Source organism: Flavobacteriaceae bacterium GSB9, assembly GCA_022749295.1.
In the GTDB taxonomy this organism is placed as follows: domain Bacteria; phylum Bacteroidota; class Bacteroidia; order Flavobacteriales; family Flavobacteriaceae; genus Flavisericum.
This window is the reverse complement of the sequence record CP062007.1, coordinates 3,476,391-3,496,912: the sequence shown is the minus strand read 5'-3', so window position 1 is coordinate 3,496,912 and position 20,522 is coordinate 3,476,391. Positions and strand designations below refer to the sequence as shown.

General features: G+C 37.1%; 13 protein-coding genes. 1 reads left to right on the top strand and 12 read right to left on the bottom strand.

What is annotated here, in order from left to right; genetic code table 11:
* Positions 1 to 88: 88 nt before the first annotated feature.
* Positions 89 to 778 (top strand): NUDIX hydrolase, encoded by a 690-nt coding sequence (locus tag GSB9_03090; protein UKM66500.1) that lies wholly within the window; start codon positions 89 to 91, stop codon positions 776 to 778.
* A gap of 6 nt (positions 779 to 784) precedes the next feature.
* Here GSB9_03090 and GSB9_03089 read toward each other — a convergent pair whose 3' ends face one another.
* The 12 genes from GSB9_03089 to GSB9_03078 all read right to left on the bottom strand — a co-directional run bounded on the left by GSB9_03089 (position 785) and on the right by GSB9_03078 (position 20,516).
* Complete coding sequence (locus GSB9_03089; protein UKM66499.1) at positions 785 to 2,647, bottom strand: hypothetical protein; 1,863 nt, start codon at positions 2,645 to 2,647, stop codon at positions 785 to 787.
* A 64-nt stretch (positions 2,648 to 2,711) separates the two neighbouring features.
* Complete coding sequence (locus GSB9_03088; protein UKM66498.1) at positions 2,712 to 4,070, bottom strand: glycoside hydrolase family 28 protein; 1,359 nt, start codon at positions 4,068 to 4,070, stop codon at positions 2,712 to 2,714.
* Between the two features lie 23 nt (positions 4,071 to 4,093).
* Entirely contained in the window at positions 4,094 to 5,629 is a 1,536-nt protein-coding gene (locus tag GSB9_03087; protein ID UKM66497.1) for an aldehyde dehydrogenase (NADP(+)), read from the bottom strand.
* A gap of 5 nt (positions 5,630 to 5,634) precedes the next feature.
* Entirely contained in the window at positions 5,635 to 6,558 is a 924-nt protein-coding gene (kdgD, locus tag GSB9_03086) for a 5-dehydro-4-deoxyglucarate dehydratase (GenBank protein ID UKM66496.1), read from the bottom strand.
* 25 nt (positions 6,559 to 6,583) lie between these two features.
* Positions 6,584 to 8,110 (bottom strand): galactarate dehydratase, encoded by a 1,527-nt coding sequence (gene garD / locus GSB9_03085; protein ID UKM66495.1) that lies wholly within the window; start codon positions 8,108 to 8,110, stop codon positions 6,584 to 6,586.
* Positions 8,111 to 8,125: 15 nt separating this feature from the next.
* Entirely contained in the window at positions 8,126 to 9,556 is a 1,431-nt protein-coding gene (locus GSB9_03084; GenBank protein UKM66494.1) for a GntP family permease, read from the bottom strand.
* Between the two features lie 3 nt (positions 9,557 to 9,559).
* On the bottom strand, positions 9,560 to 10,792 hold the full coding sequence (locus GSB9_03083) for a glycoside hydrolase family 88 protein (protein UKM66493.1): 1,233 nt from the start codon (positions 10,790 to 10,792) through the stop codon (positions 9,560 to 9,562).
* Positions 10,793 to 10,893: 101 nt separating this feature from the next.
* On the bottom strand, positions 10,894 to 13,014 hold the full coding sequence (locus GSB9_03082; protein ID UKM66492.1) for a RagB/SusD family nutrient uptake outer membrane protein: 2,121 nt from the start codon (positions 13,012 to 13,014) through the stop codon (positions 10,894 to 10,896).
* A 13-nt stretch (positions 13,015 to 13,027) separates the two neighbouring features.
* Entirely contained in the window at positions 13,028 to 16,342 is a 3,315-nt protein-coding gene (locus GSB9_03081; protein ID UKM66491.2) for a TonB-dependent receptor, read from the bottom strand.
* Between the two features lie 476 nt (positions 16,343 to 16,818).
* Entirely contained in the window at positions 16,819 to 17,601 is a 783-nt protein-coding gene (locus GSB9_03080; protein UKM66490.1) for a rhamnogalacturonan acetylesterase, read from the bottom strand.
* Entirely contained in the window at positions 17,588 to 19,609 is a 2,022-nt protein-coding gene (gene pelA / locus GSB9_03079) for a pectate lyase (GenBank protein ID UKM66489.1), read from the bottom strand. The genes GSB9_03080 and pelA overlap by 14 nt, the downstream gene beginning before the upstream one ends.
* Before the next feature lie 178 nt (positions 19,610 to 19,787).
* Complete coding sequence (locus tag GSB9_03078; protein ID UKM66488.1) at positions 19,788 to 20,516, bottom strand: hypothetical protein; 729 nt, start codon at positions 20,514 to 20,516, stop codon at positions 19,788 to 19,790.
* Positions 20,517 to 20,522: the final 6 nt, after the last annotated feature.

Genomic DNA, 20,522 nt, shown 5'->3' with positions numbered 1-20,522 from the left:
GTATATTTAACACTTATTCCGTATATTCGAAGCAAATAAAAATTCGACATATTTCAGGTAAATATTATTTTTGATCAAAAAAATAAGTATGTATAAAGGATATATTCCCGAAGATAAAGTTTTTCTCGCTATTGATTGTATTATTTTTGGTTTTGATGATGAAGACCTAAAAGTACTGTTAATACAAAGAGATTTTGAACCAGAAAAGGGCAAGTGGTCTTTAATGGGCGGGTTCTTAAAGCAGAATGAAACACTTGATGATGGAGCCGAAAGGATTCTTTACAGACTAACAGGTATGCACGACATTTACATGGAACAGCTTTATGCTTTTAGTGAAGTTGACAGAGATCCTGTTGCCAGAACCATTTCCACTTCGTATTACGCTATCATCAACGTAGAGAAACACAACGAGGAACTCATTGAAAATTTTAATGCCAAATGGTTTAGCCTATCAAAAGTTCCTGAATTGATATTTGACCATGGTGCTATGTTGGACAAGGCCATAAAACGATTACGAAGAAGAACTTCAATTAACCCTATAGGTTTTGAACTGCTCCCCGAAAAGTTTACTATGCGCCAATTGCAAAAACTTTATGAAGCTATTTTGGATAAAGAACTCGACAAAAGAAACTTTATTAACAAAATACGCTCAATGGACATTTTGATTAAGCTAAACGAAAAAGACATGACCTCATCTACAAAAGGTTCATTCCTCTATATGTTTGACCAAAAAAAATACAATGAAAAACACGATAATAATTTCTATTTAAAGTTGTAGGCACTCTTACTCAACATTACCTGTTTCGATATAGGGAGTTCTATCCCAAGGAAAACTTAGAGTTGGGCGGTTAGCATAACGCTTTGTAAAAATAGTTATTCTTGTACCAGCTCCCGGTAACAATTTAACCCAAAAACTAGAATTATTAATTTGAACTTTACGTCTTCCTATTTCAATATGGCTACATTGATGCTCGGCATAACTTCCCACTTGAAGAACAACCTCTCGCGATTCTAGCTGATTAATATTAACCAAATTAACAGCAACATGACCGGCCGAAATTTCATCAATCAAAGCTGCTACATCATCCGGGACACCAGCCCGTTTCCTTTCTGGATCAAAATATCGTAAACGCGCATGTAATGGACCACCGCCTCTACCTGGGTCCAATCCAGCCATCATAAGTTGACGTAGTGCCTCAATTGAAACTGGGTTGTATTTCATGGGGTCATCTGCTAACCGTGTGTCTGGAGTAGTCATATCATTCAACATAGCAGAGTGTTTTCTCTTTATTCTTTCCAAATCAGAACGCAAAGCAAGTTCTGGATAATCGGGATTATTACCTTCCAGAAAATCAATCCAATCATTATTATTAAACCGTGCTCGTGCACTGGGAGAAAATGTAAAAAAATAACATTCCAAAGCGCTCCACTGGACTGGTCTTGTTCTGTAGGCATACCATCCATCATCTCCAAACATATGTGGATATTGAACTTTACCATTTATAGTTTTTTTATTGGAATTTATTTTATCCAACATATCTCCCCAAGCATTAATATATTTAAAATCTCCTGTTAACAGCAGCGCATTACTAAACCCCACAAACCCTCTGTATACACGAGTTCGATGTACTATCTCCCCTGTCTGCGGAACTATCGGAGAGAAAGCCCAACCATACGTACCCCCGTACCATTTACCATCAGTAGCGCCTCCTATTTTTCCATCTAACCCAACATTACTAGGAATAATACCTCCATTTTTATCCATGCGTTCCAACCATGCATCAGCGTACTCAACTAACCAATCTTTATATTTCTGTTCACCGGTTAGCATAAAGGCGTTCGCTGCCAAACTAGTAGCACTCAAATTTTGAGGATGATCTCCCACCACATCTGTGTAATCCTTGAAATGCGACAACATTTCCTCATAATTGCGCTCTCCATGCCCTGCTTTAAAACGGTTTTTAATTTGAATTCGGTCTCCTGCCCAATCCAAACTCGTAGCCTTTCTCATTAGTGGGCCCCGGCTACCATTAAACATGCTTTTGATAATTATATGTTTCGAATCGTAATTTTGTGCTCCGGGGTCTTCGTTCATGTAAAAACCAGCAAATCGTCTCACGCGCTTTTCAAAATCTAAATCATAAGGGTCGGACAGTCCTTGTAAATTAAACACGCGCAACCCTTCGCCGTTATGCATCCAATCCATCATAACCGGAAACTCTTTATAATACATACCATCTCTTGCAAACGGAACTTCCACAGTTTTAGCCGAGGTATATTGTTTTAGATGGCCTTCCCAAGCTTTTTTATAAAGATGCAAAATGTCGTTTGAAGCCCCTATGGCATGAAGAATAGGCCAATCAGCAACGTTTTCAATAGCATCATCTGGCCCGTCATTTGCCCCCCACCGTTCAACCGCTAACAAATAGCCTCGATCATCAAAATATTTATCAAAGAATTTACGGCATGCTTCAACATTAGTGTCCAACAATTCACGTTCCAGTAAAGCCCATGTTGGGGGACTCATGGGTGTACCGACTAATATTTTTTTTTCAGCTGAAAACGCTTTTCCATTTTGCGCATAAGTAAACATTGGAAAAACCACAAGCATTACTAAAAAACCTGTTTTAATAAAAACACTACTCATGACACCTGAATTTTTAATAATCAATATATTAGAAAATCAAAATCAATCCGACATATATGATTATTTATTTAACTGAACTTGGCACACCTTGTTTCTCACCAATGACTACCTCATTAAAAATGACATTTTTTGTATTAGACAAGGTCATTCCGTTCTTGGCTGAATCTATAATTATATTATCGAGTAGAACATTTTCCACCTTATATTCTGGATATCCCTCAATAACAATAGCAGCATTAGAAACATCGGTAAAACTTAAATTTGATAATGTAATATTTGATATTTTTGAAGGAAACAGCCCCCCACCTTCCCCGTGATAATTAGCGGTCATATAAATAGCATCTTCAACATTTGAGAATGCAATATTTTGAACATAAACATCTTTTATGTAACCGCCTCTATCAGAATTTGTCTTTAGATAAACGCCTCGTTTTAAATATCCGCTAGCCTTACAATTGTAGGCTAATACATTACGCACACCTGCAGACATTTCACTACCTATCACTAAAGCGTGCAACCCTTTAAACCGACAATTTCTTACGATAATATTTTCTGAAGGCTGCTTAGAATTTGCTCTCCCATCATGGTCTCTTCCTGCCTTTATGGCAACATTATCGTCTCCATTGTTAAAATCGATATCTTCAATAATTACATCACTAGAATTTTCAATATCGATCCCGTCATTATTTTTGTTGTGGGCATCATATTTTAAACCTCTTAGCGTTATACTCTTACTTTTTAAAATATGAACACACCAAAATGGAGCATCTTCTATTTTTACGTCTTCAATAAGAATATTTTTAGAGTTCACGAACTGTACAAGTTGCGGCCTTAAATAATAACCTTCTCCTAAAACACGGTCTTCAACAGGAGTTTGGTTGTGATTCATTTTCCTGCTTAATTGCTGCCCCTTATCTTGGATAGGTTTCCAAGTAGCCCACAAACCGTGTCCCTCTCCGTCTATTGTTCCTTCACCTGTAATGGCCACATTAGTAACATTAACACCATATATCATGGGGCTGTAATTATAAAGACTGGTACCTTCCCAACTTGTTAAAACCAATGGGTAATCTTTTGGGCTAGAGCCAAAAATAAGTTTTGCTCCTTTTTCTAAGTGCAACCTTGTATTACTAACAAAATGAATCGGTCCGTTTATTAAGTATTCGCCTGGTGGGACAACAATAACACCTCCATTTCGCTTTTCGCAACGCTTCATTGCCTTATCGAAAGCAGGTTTACAATTCTTTGTGCCGTTTCCCTTTACTCCAAATTTTGTTATTGAAACTTTGTAATCGGGAATAACAGGTAATTTAACACGTGCTTCAATGCTACTAATCATTGAATCCTTATCAAACTGCCTTTGGGCAAAAATAAATTGTGCTCCCAAAATTAAAACTAGAGCAAAAAATTGTTTTTTAACCATTTTCTTTTTTCTATTTTGTGCTTCTATTTTTCCAAGTTTCCATCTACAAGACGCCATATATTGAGCTTATTTTCCGCTTTAAGGGCATCCGGCAAAAACTCGTCTGGGTAATCCTGAAAACATACAGGCCTTACAAAACGTTTGATGGCGTTTGTACCTACTGAAGTGGATTGCGGTGCGGTTGTAGCAGGATATGGACCTCCATGCACCATTGAATGACACACTTCTACTCCTGTTGGATACCCATTAATTATTACACGGCCAACTTTTTTCTCCAAAATATCAAAAAGTTCTTTGTAGTTCTTTAAATCTTCATCGGTTCCAAAAATAGTAGCGGTTAAATGGCCTTCCAATTCTTTAGCGGCTTCAATGACTTCATTTTTCGACGATGCTTCAACCAATATACTTGAAGGACCAAAGTTTTCTTCGGCCAACGATTCGTGCTCTTTTAATCCAGATACTGTTGTTTTAAAAACCTTTGGAATGCCTACATTAATGTTTTCTTCACTCTTTCCCTTTGCTATTTCAATTACATTTTTCAACGAAGCAATTCGATTAAGACCTTCGTTATAGGCTTTTGAAATTCCCGAAGTAAGCATATTCCCTGCTGAAATCTCACTAATACTTTCACCTAATTTATCATAAAAGGCATTGACTTTTTCAGATTTCTCAATAAATGACAAACCTGGATTTGTACAAAATTGACCAACGCCCAAAGTAATTGAACCCGCTAAACCTGAAGCGATTTCGTCTCCTTTCTCCTTTAGTGCTTGAGGCAAAATAAACACAGGGTTTGTACTACCCATTTCAGCAAACACTGGTATAGGTTCTGACCTACTATTAGCATAATCGAATAAGGCTTTTCCGCCGTTGAAAGACCCTGTAAAACCAACTGCTTTTATTTCTGGATGTTTTACCAACAACTCACCCTGCTTATTAGAATTACTGTGTATTAAAGAAAAAACACCCTCTGGCATATTCGATTTTTTTATAGCCTTTTGAATGGCATTGAAAACCATTTCTGAAGTTCCTGGATGCGCTGGGTGGCCTTTGAAAACAACTGGGCAACCAGCCGCTAAAGCAGATGCTGTATCACCGCCTGCAACCGAAAATGCTAACGGGAAATTACTGGCACCAAAAACGGCCACAGGACCTAATGGCAGCAACATTTGCCTAATATCTGCCTTAGGCAATGGTGTTCTATCAGGATTAGATTTATCAATTCTTGCATCAACCCAAGATCCCTCCCTAACCACACTAGCAAAAAGTTTAAGTTGGTTTACTGTTCTTCCTCTTTCCCCTTGTAATCTACCTAAAGGGAGGGCTGTTTCTAAATGGCACCTTTCTAATAAAGCGTCTCCTAAATTCAGTATTTCCTCTCCTATTTGGTCCAAAAAGCTTGCTATACTGTCTTTATCTGTCTTTCTATAGATATCAAACGCTTTTACAGCTTTTTGTACAGCTTCATTAATTTGTTCTTCTGTGGCATTAACAAAATCGCCATCCAATTTTTCATTGGTAAAAGCGTTTATGCCATGAAATATATTGTCACTACTCATAATTTTTACTTTTTTAAAGTTTCAGCTTTTTTTATCAATTTTTTCAACTGCTCTACTTCATTTTCGTTAGGCTGTGGCAAAGGCGCACGCACATTACCTGCTCTTTTACCTATTAATTCAGCCCCTGCTTTAATTAAACTTACAGCATAACCTTGGGCATTGCTTCTCAATTTAACAAAGGGGATGAAAAATTCTTTTAAAATTAAATCAACGGTTTTCTTATCACCTGCCCTAAGTGCCTTGTAGTAATGGTTGGCCATATCGGGAACAAAATTAAATACAGCAGATGAATACGTGTTTACACCAATAGACAAGTAAGCTTCTGATATAATTTCGGCTGTTGGAACACCGCCAATGTAGGTTAAACGGTCACCAATGGTTTTTATAGTTGTATTTAAGGCTTCCATATTTCCTGTGCCATCTTTTAGAGCAATGAAATTAGGACAATCGTCTGCCAATTTCTTTAGATACTCTACTGGTAAAATTCCGTTTGCACGATTATAATAAATTACTGGCAAGTTGGTACTTTGGATGATTGTTTTAGCATACTCGTACACACCACTTTTAGCACACTCCGTAAGATAAGGCGGCATTAAAAGCAATGCATCAATCCCAGCTTCCTCTGCTATTGACGCAAACTCAACAGCTTCTGGGATACTTCTACCCACGCTTGAAACGGTCGGGACACGTCCCTTTACGGTTTCATTTGTTATTTTAACTATGTTTTTATATTCCTCTTTTGACAGTGAAAAGAACTCACCTGTGCCCCCTGCAACAAATATTGCAGAAACCTCGTGCGTAATAAACCACTCTAAACGATCTGCAAAAGTGGTTTTATTAAACTGTCCGTTGTCATCCATATCGGTTACAGGAAAAGATAAAAGTCCGTCACCTAAAGCACTCTTTATTTTTTGAAAGTTTGAATTCATCGTTATTTTTATTGAAGTTATTTTTCTAAGTTAATGGTCCTGGGTTAAAAAGAACCAAATCGTTATGTATCCCTAAAATATCGCAAGCAACCTGTTTTTTGCCGCTGGAAACATCCAAAATCATATGAAACAAATCCCAGCCAGCTTCCTCAATTGTTTTTTCTCCGGTTGCGATTTTACCTGCATCAAAATCGATTAAATCGAACCATCGATTACTCAATTTTGAATTTGTTCCAACTTTTATAACCGGTACCATAGACAAACCATAAGGGGTTCCTCTTCCTGTCATGAATAAATGAACGTTCATTCCTGCTGCAAGTTGCAAGGTACCACAAACAAAATCGCTTGCTGGTGTTGCCGCAAAATTCAATCCTTTTTTTCTAATTTTTTCTCCTGGCTTTAGCACATCAACAATTGGAGAGGTCCCAGATTTTGCTACTGACCCCAAAGCTTTTTCCACAATGGTACTTAAACCGCCCTTTTTGTTTCCTGGCGAGGTGTTCTCGCTCCTATCTACACTTCCTTGTAATAAGTAATCGTCGTACCAAGCCATTTCTTGAATTAGGGCTTTGGCCACTTCTGGTGTTTCAGCCCTAGGGACTAGTAAATGAATGGCGTCTCTTACTTCGGTGACTTCAGAAAACATCACACTGCCTCCAGCCCTAACTATTAAATCGGCTGCAAAACCGGCCGCCGGATTAGCCGTTAAGCCAGAAAACGCATCACTGCCACCACATTGCATACCCACAACTAAATCTGAAGCTGGACAGGTTTCCCGTTTCCGTTTATTTAATTTTTCTAAATGAATCTTCGCTGTTTCCAAAATACCATCAACCATCTCGTTAAATCCATGAAAAGATTCATCTTGCATATAGGTAATAGAATCTCCAGACTCTTCTTCATTACTAACAAGGCGTTCTGGACGTAATTTTTCACAGCCCAGGCCCAAAACCATAATTTCGCCCCCAAAATTTGGGTTAACAGCTATATTTTGAATTGTTCGAATTGGCACAATAGCAGCAGGTGCATTTATTGCTACACCACAACCGTAACTATGTGTAAGGCCTACGACATCATCAACATTTTGATATTGACCAAGTAGTTCCGCTTTAATTTTTTTAACCACAAACTCCGTAAGTCCTGCAACACACTGTACACTATTAGATATGGCCAAAACATTTTTTGTACCTACAGTTCCATCATCATTTTTATACCCTTGAAAAGTATAGCCTTCCAATGGTTCTAAACTTGTAGTATTAGGTTTTGGCATTGACAAGAACTTTAATTCAGGTGGTTTAGGCAACATCATATTTGTTTCATTCACCCACTGCCCCTGTTTCAAGTCTTTATTTGCATAACCTATTACCTCAGTGTACCTTATTATTGGCTGCCCTTCATCAATATCTTGCAAAGCCACCTTGTGCCCATTGGGAACATATTCCAAAAGGGAAAAACCTTCATTTACAAAAGTTCCCTTTTGCATCCCCTCTTCATTGGCCACAATACCCACATTATCCTCAACCGAAGTCTTTATTAAAATATTATTTTTCATTTTTTTACTAAAACATTACACAAAAGGTAAAAATTTTGAACCAATCATAACAGCTATTAATCCAGCAATTGCCATGACCATTAATAATATTGAAAAATGCTGAATGGTTTCTTTTTCTTCCATGCCAGACATTTTTGTAATTATCCAAAATGCACTATCGTTCATCCAAGCAAAAATCTTAGATCCACAGCCTATTGCCAAAGCAATATAAACAGGATGGAAAGCCAAACCTGCATCTGCAACACCTCCAATAATACCAATAGTTGTTACCATTGCGATAGTTGCCGAACCTTGAGCACTTCTCACAATTGCGGTAATTACAAAGGCCATAGGTAAGATAGCCATTTGATAATTTGCCGATAATTCTTGGATTCTAATGCCTATTCCAGTTTGTTGAAGCATTTGACCAAATGCACCTCCAGCAGAAGTAATCAATATTATCATACCCGCACTTGTTAATGCCTCATAGATATATTTTTTAAAAATTTTAATATCCGATTCTCGTGAGTACATCAAGTACATCGCTATTATCGCAGAAACAAATAGTGCTATATTAGGATCTCCCAATGTTGAAAAAAACACTTCAAGGTTTTCTTGAGTTGATGTTAGGCCTGTTCTGCCTTCAAACAACATATTAGTTAATGTGTTTCCCGTAATTAAAATAATTGGAAGGATAACTGGTAAAAGAGACAACCAAAGGTTGGGAAGGTCTTTATTTTGAGTTTCAGAAATTTGCTTTAGTTCTTCAACACTAATATCGGGTGTACTTCGCATTGGCAAGTCCCACCGTAAATTTGCCCATTTTGCATAACCGTAACCTGCCAAAATTGTTATGACTCCTACTCCCAAACCTCCTATCATCATAACACCTAAATCTATATTCATTGTTTCAGCAACAAACAAAGGACCAGGTGTTGGAGGGATTAATGAATGTGCCATCACACCACCGGCAATTACCGCCATTAAATATAGCCCAAATTTCCTTGGGTTTTTAATTCCTAAAGATTTCACAATAGGAATCATCAAATAAAAAACGGTATCAAAAAACACAGGAACTGCCAAAGTAAAACTACTAAACAAGAGCGCTACTGAACTATTCTTTTTACCAAAAACACCTAACAAACTTCTAACAATTCTTTCGGCACCACCGCTTCGCATTAATGAAGTTCCTATAATGGAGGCTAAGGCTATCAATATTCCTATTTTCCCACTAGTATTACCAAAAGCTACACCTAATCTTTTACCCAGACTTACTTGTGAAAACTTTAAAGCTTCTTGTTCTGACATTCCAGTACTAATACCAAAAGCATAGATGAGATCGGGCGATGTTAAAAAAGCAGTTACCAATGCTGCTAAAAGCAAGGAAATTACGGCATGAAGCCTTAGCACTAAAATGCAAAATAATACAACAGCAGTTCCTGTAAGGATTATAAAAATTGGATCCATGGCTTATCTGTTTAGTTCAATTGCAGCTAACACAAATGGCCCTAGACCATGAGAATTATCTGTTAAAATAGGCTCACTCATGTAGTATTCAAAAGAACCATCTCTATATGGGTTTCCTCCTAAACCAGCGCTTTTACAAACTTGCGTGATATGGACTTCTCCATTATCATCAACTTTTATAAGCTCATTAACTATGCCGTTAAAACCTTTATTGGCAACATTAAGGTAATTTTCTGGCAAATACCCTTTGTTTGCTCCTTTTGCTAAAGCATAAGTTAACATGCACGAGCCTGAAGCCTCTAAATAATTAGGCTCTTTATCAGGCATATTAGGCACTTGATACCACAAGCCTGTTTCGTCCTGATATTTCTCAATAGCTTCTGCCAATTGATTTAAATAATCAATTAGCAACTGTTTTTTTTTGTGGTCTTCAGGGAAATAATCCAAGGTATCAACCAAGGCCATAGCATACCATCCAAGCGCCCGTAGCCAAAAGTTTGGTGCCGTTCCTGTTTCTTTATTGGCCCAGTCCATTTGTTTACTTTCGTCCCATGCATGAAAATACAAACCGGTTACTTCGTCTAACGTGTGGTCATGTAGTAATTTAAAATGGTGAGCAACATCATCTAACTTTTCACCATTTTCAAATTCGGTATTATAGCGTGCATAAAATGGTTGTCCCATATATAAACCATCAAGCCACATTTGATTTGGATATATTCTTTTATGCCAAAATCCTCCCGATGGTGTTCTTAAATGTGTTTCCAATTGCTTTCTCAGGGTTTTGAGAGCAGTAAGGAATTTTGGATTTTGAGTGGTTTCATAAATATCAAATAGAATTTTACCTGCATTGATATTGTCTATGTTATAGTCATTTAGTTTGTAGTTTTTTATTTGGCCTTTTGAATTAATTATGGTATCAGCATAATCTTTTCCATAATTGAAATAAATGTCCTTTCCCGTAACATCATAAAGTTTTTGTAACGACAAACAGAACATTCCGATTTTATAATCCCACTTAGTTTCTGTTCTGTCATCAATTTGCCAAGCTTCTGGATAACGTTTAATAACAGATAAAGCCATACGTTCCGACCATTTTAGGGAATCTGGAATGACAGCTTCTTGATTTTCATTTAAATTGGTTTGACTTTGCTTTTTTTGTTTACAACTATTTGAAAGAAACAGAACACATACAATCAAAATACTTCTTAATAAATTGTTTTTTTTAAATGTCATACATTAGAATAAGATTAGTTGATTTTTAGTTGGTTTTATTTAAAAAATAACCCGCTACGAAATTAGAAGCGGGCTATTTTTAAATTTAACTGTTCATTTTTCTACTCAGAAGCATGTCCGTATCCTTGGGTTAAATTTCCATTTGAAGTACGTAAAGCATCACCTGATAACGGCATAATATAACGAGGTGGTACTCCCGCAGCATAAGAACCATCAGGATATCCTTTAAAAAGATCATCTGTGTACTCTGCTTTAGCTTCAACAAGGTTTATACCCCAAGGAGAGAGTTCGTAACCATCAGCCAAAAGAGCTAAACCTTCAGCACTTGCAGGATCAATATATCTATACAAACCCCTAATTGCCAAATGGTTTTTTTGCAAATCTGGAGATAAGGTAGTAAGATAGTCTGCCCATCCGTTATTTGTACCTCTCCAGCCGGGTACCAATACAGGGTATCTAGAATCTGATTCAGAAAGTCCTTCTGGCGTTTGAGTTGTCAACAAATCTAAACTTGGGTCAACATCCTTTATTGAAACGTGTTTAGTATAAATGTAAGCCGAAATTTGATCACCATTATCAAACGTATAATATCCATCGCTTTCAATGCCATTAATCATGTCTCTCATGTTATCACGCATGGTTTGTATTCTCTCTGGCATTGTACCAAATAAAACCATATCCCATCGTGTAACACCCTCGCCTCCAGTCTCTAACTTAAGTTCCATTTCTATACCTTTCAATAAAGCTTGACCAGTCAAGCCATCAACATAAGCATTAACCTTAGTTGCTTGATCTGCAGCAGAAAACGCTCTACCACGTACTTTTTTAAAGTATGTTTTAGCAGTTGCTTCATCACCTGTTGCAGCAGCGGCATAAGCCAAATAAAGCATCACACTACCCATACGCACCTGTTGCCAATTTACACCTGACTGACGTTGTCTAGGGATATAAGGGTCTGACATTCTAGCTTCATCAAATTTATTACTCGCCAAGCCACCTCTTTCACGGTTACCTCTAACCCAACTCATAAGTATTTCACCAGCTTTACCTGTATTACCAGTAATACAAGCAGTTATTTCACGACGCTTATCATCTGGATCAAAGTCTGAATAATAGTAATAAGGGTTTATACGACCTTGCCCATAACATTTGTTAGGACGATCGTTAGAACCAGCACCTCCTGAAGGACGCCCCCAAGAATATGGCCAATCTGAATTTTGAGTTCGCGTATAACCGCATTCAAACAAGGATTCTGGACTAACCTCTAAATCTAAAAGCTTTTGAAAGTTTAATTGAAATGGGTTATCAAAACCTGCACCTCTATCATCTGTTTCTATTAAATAAGCCGACCCAGAATCATTAACAACTTTTAGATAGAATTCCTTAGCCGTTTGCATGAAGCTTTGCCAATTACTATTTCTAACATATACACATTGATTCTGAGCATCTTCTTGACCCCATTGGTCAAATGATATACCCTCATAATCAAAATCTGTTCGACGCAATTGGTAACCAGCAGCGTCAAACGCTAATCTGGCAATCAATTGATTTCCATAAACACGAGAAAAGGTTTCAGCTGTAACACCTTGTTCGCCCAAGTTGTACATCAGAGGTACTGATTTTTTGAGAGCCGCAATTTCGTTATCATAAATATGGTCTCTAATGGTATAGCCTAAGGTATCTGTTTGAGCTGCAGTTTTAATTGGATAATCAAAATAAGGCACATCGCCAAAATACTTGATTAAAAGCTTGTAATTAGTTGCCCTGTGGCATAGAGCCTCACCATAAAGATGCGTCCATGCGTTCTTCTCTCCAGAAGCTACCGCACTTTGATACTCTTGTTTTCCCTCTATTGATTTCATTACCACATTAGCCCGGTTAATTAATAAATAAGACTCTTGCCAAGTATCTCTGTGGGCATCGTCATCAATAGGATAGGGCACTGGAAAAAGCCCCATAGGAATATGTCTAGCCTGTGCAGTGTAAGGTTCTGGATGATGCTCCGAATCAGACCCTACAGAGGATACGTCATAAAAAAGCCTTTTGTCAAGGTCATGCCAAATATCGTACATACCAGCTAAAACTTTATCAGCTTCTTCTGGATAGCCAAAAACGAAGTCTTCATCAACACTAGATGGATTTTGTACCACCAGAAAATCTTTCTCGCACCCCGTATTCACTATAAAAGCTACAGAGAGCATTAAATACATTAGTTTTTTCATAATTTCTTTTTTTTTAAAATTCAATATTTAAACCGAACGTATACAAACGTGGGCGCGGATAAGCATTCAAATCAAGTCCTGGCGTTGGATACCCCCCTTGGTTATTTGCATTATCATTAATTCCACGACTTTCTTGAACGTTAATTTCAGGATCAAAACCGTCATAACCCGTTATAGTAAAGGCATTAAAAACCGACCCGTAAACACGGAACCTGTTTATTCCTAGTTTTTCAATTATACTTTGAGGAATTGTATATCCTAAAGTAAATGTGTTCAGCCTAAGGAAAGAACCGTCCTCGATACCAAAAGAAGACGCTACAGCAGTTTCTGGATAAGGCAGAAAAGTGCTTGCGTTCGCATTAAGTGCATCCAAAGCCGCTGGCTCAACAACTTTTGTTAATTGTCCGTTTACAATATCGTAAATTTTGTAGTGTCCAGCAAGCTCTTGTAACCTGTTTCTATACAAGCCTTGCTCCTTGCTTCCCAAGTAAGCGTTGACATGGTTAGCATTATAAATATCATTGCCAACACTCCACGTGAAATCAAAGGTAAAATCGAAAGCCTTATAGTTACCATTCAGACTAAAACCACCTGTGTGGGCCGGGTTGGCATCACCAATAACTGTGATGTCCTCATCATTAATAACACCATCTCCATTAAGATCTTTCAGCTTTTGAACGCCAGGATATTCGGATTGACCACTTGGCTTGTTATCTCTAGTACCATAAACTGTACCAAGAACACCAGCTTGATAAGATGGCACCCCCTCTTTCGTTGTATAAGTTTGATTAGCTGAATCATAATCAAAATCATCTGTGGTATACCACCCATCATGAACAAATCCACGCATTAACCCTACGGGTTTTCCTTCCTCTAAGAAATAATCATTTCTTGGGTAGAAGTATACCCCACCAAAACCAGAACTATAAGTTCCGTTTACACTTTCATCTAACTTATCGACATTTCCTTTATTGATATTTATGTTAAAGCTTGCCAACAAATTAAAATCTTCAGATCTCACAACATCCGTATTCAAAGACAATTCTATACCCTTGTTACTTGTTTGACCAATGTTATCCATTGTAAACGCAAATCCACTCAATGGAGATGTTGGCGTTACTAGGAGTAAATCTTTAACGGTATTTTTATAAACTTCAACAGTACCACTTAATTTACCTCCAAATAACTGGAAATCCACACCTAAGTTTCTTGTAATAGTTGTTTCCCATTTTAAATCTGGGTTAGCAAGTAATGAACCTGGAACGTAGCCTTGTTGTCTTACATCGTTCAATGACCATCTCACCGTTGTTGGAGACCAGCTTTGTTTCCATAATTCAGCACTAATGCCATCATTACCCACTGAACCATAAGAAAAACGAACTTTCAAATCATCTATCCAACTCACGTCATTAAGGAAGTCTTCATCAGACGCTCTCCATGCGATTGCACCTGCCGGAAAATACCCCCACTGATTACCTAATGCAAATTTCGAAGAACCATCTGCACGAAATGTTCCCGTTAATAAATACTTGCCTTTGTATCCATAATTAAGACGACCAAATATAGATTGAAGGCGATTTGGTACTCCACCACTTGTATTTAACGAAAATAATTCAGAGCCTTCCACCCTATTATAGGAATTCATATTGTTCCAAGCACGCTCTGCATTGAAGGAAACAGGGTACTGCTCTCCTGATACAGACACAGACTCAGAACCAGAATCGGCTACCTCATAACCAGCTAACGCACTAACTTTATGATCCTCTCCTAACCCTTGAACTTCGTAATTTAAAGTATTCACCCATCGGTAGTTCCATCCTTGACCTTGACTTACATTTGCATCCCCGCCAAAGGTTGGATTTCCTTCATTATCCAAATAATTACTAGCCGTAGGCCCTGTCCATGATTTATTGTTGTCCCAACTTAACGCTAAACTTAGGTCGGTCTTGGCAGTAAGACCAGGTATAACATCCCACCCTAGCGATGTGTTAGCCACTAAACCACGACTGACTCTGTCGTTCTCTGTATCATTGGCAATGGCAACAGGACTATATCTATCTTGTAAAATACCAATGTAATCACCTAATTGTGTATTAATCGTTATATCCTGTTCTCCTAAAATATCTGAGGAGTTAATAGGACGGAAATAATATGCGGTTGAATTTCCTCCATTATCACCTCTTTTAACTTGACGAAAACGTGTATTAATAGATAGCTTTAACTTTTCTCCCAAATTTTGATCCAATCTGAATTGTGCGTTTGTTCTTTCGTAAAAAGACCCCACTTTGTTTCCTTCTTGATCTAGATGGTTGGCTGATATTAAGTATTTTGTATCTTCAGTTCCTCCAGAAACACTAAAGTTATGATTGTGCGAAAAAGCACTATTATATAATTCTTTAGTATAATCACGACTTTCTACATTTCTATAATAATCTATTCCTGCGTCATTGCTTCCTTGATAATCTCCAATCGCCCATAATTTTTCCCATGCCTCGCTATAGTTTGAACCAATAGCCTCTGCATAGCCCCAGTTATAAGCAATGTAATCGTAACCATCCATAACAGGAATATATTCTGGTATAACACTAAACTGTGTGTATCCATCGTAAGTAACCTTAGTCTTTCCAGCAACACCATTTTTAGTCGTAACAATGATAACACCGTTAGCTCCACGAGCACCATAAATTGCTGTAGAAGATGCATCCTTTAAAACATCTATACTTTTAATTTGGTTACCTGGAATATTACTAATGGTATTTACCGGAAACCCATCAACGATGAAAAGCGGTTGATTACTTTGTGTAATTGAACCACCACCACGTACTCTAATTGCAATATCGGCACCTGGGCGTCCATCTTGTGTTGTAACCCGAACACCTGGTAATTTACCTTGAAGTGCTTGAGCGGCATCTGGTACAGGTACACCTGCAATCTTTTCACCTGTAACTGAGGCAATAGCTCCAGTAACATCTCGCCTTGTTGTACTACCGTAACCTATTACTACAACCTCATCTAAAACGCCCGCTTCCTCAACCATGGTCACGTCTATTGGAGACCTTCCGTTAACAGGAATTTCTTGTTTTTTGTATCCTAAATAGCTATAAACTAAAATATCATTAGGCGCTGTTCTAATTAAATAATTTCCATCAAAATCTGTGGTCGTTCCCGTAGAACTGTTTTTTATGATAATTGAAACGCCTGGTAACGGCACCCCCGCTTCATCTGTAACCGTACCGGACACATTCACTGTATTTTGGGCATATATTGGCACGCACAGCATCAGTGCCAATAATAAAAAGTAATACTTAAAATTATTTTTTGTTTTCATACTTATTAGTTTAGTTTGTCTTTTTGTAAGTTTTTTTGAATTGAGTTTGAGTTTTAATCTGTCATAGGCATATTGTTTTAAAGTTAGAGGTAGTAAATTTATTTTTGGCATGTATTAGAAACTTAGGTATTGATTTCCAGTATTAAACCCAATTCCACTACACTTAATTAAGAACATAAAACACTGCAATTCATTTAAATAAAAAAGGAAAAAGTCTTAAAATAATCCTTTCCTTTATTGCAATCGATTACAATGATAAAAAAATTTAAAATATTAACAAAACATTAATATGTATTTTATGGCATTAACAGAATTTAATTTTTTTCCTGCTATTTTTTTAAGTATACATATTTTTAGCTATTATTTTTAATTAAAAACAATGAATTTAACTATTTTTTTGAAAAACACATAAAGCATTTTTTTTACCCTCTAAAAAAACATACAAAACGCCCTACAGAGGTTTACCTAAAAAATATTCATTTTATACTATTGATTAATCTTGGCTCTCTCTTTCTTAGTTCGGCCAAAGCAAGCTTAGCCACCTCATTAGCTCCGAGTTCGGATAAATGTGTATTATCTTGTTTTCCTTTTTTATAATAAGGGTGTTCTCCTTCCTCGAAATGTAGGTGTAGTTTTTTAGAACCCTCAACACCGTAGGACTCTTCTAAGTTTTCAGTGAAATATTGTAAATCAATAAACGGCACATCATACTCCATGGCTACCAGCCTAGTTTCCAAAGGGTATTCGCCGTGTGTATCTATTAGCGTGCCGTGCTCATTAAAATTTCGTCTCACTATAGATGAAAAAAGCACAGGTGTCGCCCCTTTTTCTCTTGTTTCTTCAACAAACCTAATAAGATTATGTCTGTATGTTACATGCGGATTGGTATAACGGTCCGGAGATTTAAACTTTTGATCATTATGTCCAAACTGAATAAACACGTAATCGCTCTTCTCAAGCGTTTTTAAAATGGAATCCCAACGCCCTTCACCTATAAAACTCCTACTACTACGCCCATTTTTTGCCCTATTATCTATGGTGACGTGTTCTTTAAAATACTGAGGCAAGACCTGTCCCCAACCGTGTTCTGGGTTATTTTCAGGATTCTTTTTATTGGCCATTGTAGAATCTCCAATTAAATAAATAGTGAACGGCTTATTTGCGGTTTCTTTCTCGGCTGCCTGCTTTTGCTCGGCCTGATTATTACAGCTAAACAATGCAATTAAAATTAAAAATGAAATGGTTTTAAAAACGTTCATACCAATTTAGTTTAGTTTTATTGTTTTGATTTGTTAAAATATTTCTTTTAGTATACTTTTTTGCCTCACGCTTTTTTAATTGATGCGACCATAACACGCGTTTTTCTGGTTGATAACCTTTTCCAGAACAATTGTATTCGGCATAGTAAGTCTGTGTCTCAGCTTCTTTTTTACCCCAATTATGCCAACCTTCGGGACGTATATGACTTCCCATCTCACAATTGATAAAAACTGTCTTGGCATTAAACCGCCAAGGCCTCCCCAAATAAACATTTTTTACATTTTCTTCGGCGGTAAGCTTACAGTTTTTAAACACGTAACCAAATTCTTGCCCTTTAGGTGTCGAAGCAGCTGTAATATAAGAGTCTGATTTACTGTGAAGCCTGCAATTTTCAAACAACACCGTTGCTCCCCCAAAAATAAAATCAACAGCGCCCTCGATATGACAGTCTTTAAAATATTGCTTAAACCCTTCGCCTTCTGTGTAAAGCGTATCTTGATATCCTATTAGTGCACAATTTTCAAAATAACAACGGTTTGCACTTACCGAAAGCGCTACTGCTTGGCCCACAGGCCCCGAAACATTTTTTATGGTAAGGTTTTTGGCCATAAAATCATCACCCTCAACCAAAACCGTCGAAGTGTGGAACGTACTGTTTCTTCCCAAATTTATTTTTTTGAAGAAATCGTCATATACAATGATGGTTTTGTCTTTGCTTTCACCAATGAGCGAAACGTGAGTATTCCATGAGTAAACATGTACCTTTTCATTATATACACCATCTTTAACATTGATTATAACACGCTGGTAAGGAAAAGACTTAGAGGCATTTATAGCATCTTGAATAGTCATAAAATCGCCACTTCCATCTTTGGCGACAACCATATTATACTCATCATTTGGTTTTTTATTTGATACGCGTTTTTTATATTTCTCTTTCCATTTCGGATAAAAATCCAAGACCTGCTGCGGATCGTCTGTGTACCAAGCATAGCCGCGCCTACGTTCCAAGCCAATCTCGGCCATTGTAGTTTTTTTTATACCATCTCTATCACAAAAAAATGGGGTATTATCATCCAACTCCATAAACCTAGCCCAAAGTGGTTTGGCATTACTATCTTTAACAACCTTCTTGTCAACAAACCCTCCTTGGTCATTGAAAATATATTCCTGTTTGATTCCCTTAATTTTTACATTTTCAAACCATTCAACTGCTTTAGTTATTGAATTTTTAATAGCTTCAGTGGGATTTTCAATTGACATGAGCAACAAAACAATGCCCGCTGATTCTTTTCCGCTTAATGAGGGCAGCTCGTAACTTCTTGCTTTTGCTGGCGCTAATGTTTTCTCGTCATGCTGAGCGCACCAGGCTGTTAAAACGCCATTTTGTTTGTATTGTGTCTTTAAGATACAATCAACCCCTCTAGTAAAAGCACTTTCAATTTTTTTCTGAAGATTATCTGAAACCTCTATAGAAATGCTACCATTATTATCCTTAATATCCTTTAGGAGATTCATAATATTAACCATGGAATCGTCATTGTAGGTGATATGTGTATAATACCCTTCTCGCAAAGGATAAAACTGGGGCCAGCCACCATTTTTATATTGAGCTGCCAAAATATAATCGAGCCCTTTCAAAAAAGCTTCTTTATATTTTTCATCTGGTATTTGACGATACATTTTAGATAAAAAACGCATTTCTTGAATAGTTGCCCCGTTATCTGTTGTGACATCGTAGACACTACTTTTTTGTTGCTGCAATTCAGCTTTTTTATTTTCGGAAAGTTGCTCATGCATTTGGATGTTTTTTGGCCAGCCCCCAATATCGCGCTGATAAAGCAAAACGTTATTAGCTATTCTTTTTGCTTCTTGAGAAGAAAACCAAGCACTTTCGTTTTTGTGAACGATACGTCGCCATGACCTATCGTGAACTTGAGCTTCAGCAATCGCTCCAAAAAAATAGATATTTATAAAAATAGCAAGAATATAGTTTGACAATCTCATCTTTGAATAGCCTGTTAAATTGAGTTTATTGTTATATCGAGTAATCGATTGCCTAATTTAGGTGTCTTTTTTGAAAAATGAAATTGTTTTAACTATTAATTTTCCCAAAGATACCGATACAAAAAACCCCACTATTTGATATGTATCAAATAGTGGGGTTTTAAAAAATAATTAGCTATTAATCAGCTACTTTAAAGGTATAAGTAGCACTAATTGACGTATTTACTCCATCACTGGTCTCAATATGCCAGAAATAAACAGTTCCCGACTCAACAGCAACGTCAATACTATTATCAGTGATGTCTTTATGACTTTCAGGAACTTCTTGGTTACCATCCACCGTATCAATAAAAACGGTATAAGTAACATCATCACCATCGGCATCAGAGCTTTCCCATTCGAGGGTAACATTACCTTTTACTGGAGTTATGGTTACCCCAGAGGCTGGGCTTAACAATGTTGCAGGAAAGGGAACGCCATTTGCTTCTCCATCCCCCGACACATAGAATTTCCAGGTATCAGAAAACGTTGTTGTATCTCCTGAGTTTTTGGAAATAATCTTCCATGAATATGAATAACCTCTCTGTAATGTCACCTCTTTACTGGTTTCAACTAGATTGAGTCTATTTATAGTCTCACCTGTTACTAAATTGATGATTTCTAAATCATATTTTTCGGTTGCTTCAGAGGCGTTCCATGTAAACAGCACTCTCGCTTTATTGTCTCTGAGTTCTCCTATCTCACATGGTTCGTCATTTAAAGGAAGGGTCAAAACTGCATTCCCAGGAGTAGTGTCAAATGTAGGACCTTGTCCATTCTCGTCATCACTTGAGCACGCAATTATTAGGGCACTGGTTACAAAAACCAAAAGCGTTCTGAATTTTAATATATATTTTGTGGTTTTCATAATTGA

Bases quoted from the DNA above. Each gene is read 5' to 3' on its own strand.
- GSB9_03090 (UKM66500.1), top strand. From the start codon at position 89: ATGTATAAAGGATATATTCCCGAAGATAAAGTTTTTCTCGCTATTGAT.
- GSB9_03089 (UKM66499.1), bottom strand. From the start codon at position 2,647: ATGAGTAGTGTTTTTATTAAAACAGGTTTTTTAGTAATGCTTGTGGTT.
- GSB9_03088 (UKM66498.1), bottom strand. From the start codon at position 4,070: ATGGTTAAAAAACAATTTTTTGCTCTAGTTTTAATTTTGGGAGCACAA.
- GSB9_03087 (UKM66497.1), bottom strand. From the start codon at position 5,629: ATGAGTAGTGACAATATATTTCATGGCATAAACGCTTTTACCAATGAA.
- kdgD (UKM66496.1), bottom strand. From the start codon at position 6,558: ATGAATTCAAACTTTCAAAAAATAAAGAGTGCTTTAGGTGACGGACTT.
- garD (UKM66495.1), bottom strand. From the start codon at position 8,110: ATGAAAAATAATATTTTAATAAAGACTTCGGTTGAGGATAATGTGGGT.
- GSB9_03084 (UKM66494.1), bottom strand. From the start codon at position 9,556: ATGGATCCAATTTTTATAATCCTTACAGGAACTGCTGTTGTATTATTT.
- GSB9_03083 (UKM66493.1), bottom strand. From the start codon at position 10,792: ATGACATTTAAAAAAAACAATTTATTAAGAAGTATTTTGATTGTATGT.
- GSB9_03082 (UKM66492.1), bottom strand. From the start codon at position 13,014: ATGAAAAAACTAATGTATTTAATGCTCTCTGTAGCTTTTATAGTGAAT.
- GSB9_03081 (UKM66491.2), bottom strand. From the start codon at position 16,342: ATGAAAACAAAAAATAATTTTAAGTATTACTTTTTATTATTGGCACTG.
- GSB9_03080 (UKM66490.1), bottom strand. From the start codon at position 17,601: ATGAACGTTTTTAAAACCATTTCATTTTTAATTTTAATTGCATTGTTT.
- pelA (UKM66489.1), bottom strand. From the start codon at position 19,609: ATGAGATTGTCAAACTATATTCTTGCTATTTTTATAAATATCTATTTT.
- GSB9_03078 (UKM66488.1), bottom strand. From the start codon at position 20,516: ATGAAAACCACAAAATATATATTAAAATTCAGAACGCTTTTGGTTTTT.